Consider the following 813-nt stretch of genomic DNA (forward strand, 5'->3'; position numbering starts at 1 on the left):
GATTGCTGAAGCTATCAGAATACATAAAAGCATTTTAATAACGCCTTTTATTGATTGAATGTGTAGAATTTCTGCCTCTACTATGAAATTAGCAACTCTACCGAACCGAAGGATGGCGAAATACTCGCCACCTGTAGCAACGAGCACTACGCTCTATGTGCTGAAAAGTAGATCAGCTATTTCTCAACCTTGGCCGATTTTGTCCCGGTGGTCGGTGATATTAAAGGCTTTGCCGAAGCGGAAGACACACTCGACTTTCTCGCTGCCGCCATTGGGGTGATCCCGGTCGTCGGCGACGCCGCTGGCAAAGCGCTGAAAGCAGCAAAACACGCGTTGAAAAAAGGCGATGTGGCTGGGGCGGCGAAGTTGATTAATCAGGCCAGTGAGGAGGTTTCGGCAAACTCAATTTGGAAAGGTTCTGTTGTTCAATCAAGAGTTAACCTTAGAAATGGGGATGGCTCTACCGGTTCCGGATTACAGTACGCTTGGCGAAAACATGGGGGTGAGTGGGGTGCCAATAAATCACATTTCACTGTTACGTTAGATGAACTGAAAATGATACTGCAATCTAAGGTGGTCGTGAAAACACCAGTACAGCATTCCCCTTCAACAGGTAATTATATTCGTATTGTAGATATGGGTAGAAATATTGGTGTTGATGCAATAAATGGCAATAAACCTACATCAATTGTAAGCGTCCGGTAGCCTCACCTTGCCGCAGCGAATAAAGCCTTTCATTATTCTCGCCATCACATCCTCTGCTTGAGAATAAACCATGCCATACACCAAACAGCAAAAACAGCAGCATCTTGA

General features: G+C 45.3%; 1 protein-coding gene. It reads left to right on the plus strand.

The annotated features are described in order from the left end of the window. Positions 1–189: 189 nt before the first annotated feature. Positions 190–705: a hypothetical protein gene (locus tag EOJ37_RS14935; protein WP_240651734.1), complete on the plus strand. Its 516-nt coding sequence runs from the start codon at positions 190–192 to the stop codon at positions 703–705. The last annotated feature ends 108 nt before the right edge of the window (positions 706–813 follow it).

Source organism: Serratia microhaemolytica, assembly GCF_004011885.1.
GTDB lineage: Bacteria > Pseudomonadota > Gammaproteobacteria > Enterobacterales > Enterobacteriaceae > Serratia_G > Serratia_G microhaemolytica.